The 489-nt window shown below is 41.5% G+C and carries 1 pseudogene; it reads right to left on the reverse strand.

From position 1 onward, the window contains the following. Nucleotides 1-126, reverse strand: a pseudogene (locus AB4496_RS23880) (ABC transporter ATP-binding protein); the annotation flags it as partial. Between the last annotated feature and the right edge of the window lie 363 nt (nucleotides 127-489).

Here is a 489-nt window from a genome sequence, read left to right on the forward strand (position 1 = left end):
TTTACCACAACCTGATGGTCCAACGAATACTACGAACTCACCTTCGTTGATGTCTAAGGTTACGTCCTTAGAAATCTGTACATCACCATATGATTTATAAACGTTTTTTAACGTGACACTCGCCATCTAGCTTGTCCTCGATCGATCAAATTTTAAGTTTTACTGCTTATCATTATAAGGAATTTTTGGGTCAGCAGTAACTGTAGGAATTGGTAAGTATTGAGTGAGTAAGAAAAAAGTGGGTGGGACTTGGATTCTTTAACCAAGCCCACCCGTCATAGCCAAACTGGTGCCTATTTCCCCCACATCCAGCTAAATCTCCCCCGTGATTCAATCACAGATTTAGCTCGATGCTTAATAAAGACAACAGCGGGCAGTGAAGCCAACTAAATGAAGAATGCGTCAACGCATAACATTCGCTGGTAAAGGGTTCTTACTATCCACTCTTGGATGAATGCAGTTTCGGTGAATTCGCGTAATGGTACATCC

The organism is Vibrio sp. 10N.222.46.A1 (assembly GCF_041473595.1).
GTDB classification, from domain to species: Bacteria; Pseudomonadota; Gammaproteobacteria; order Enterobacterales; family Vibrionaceae; genus Vibrio; species Vibrio tasmaniensis_A.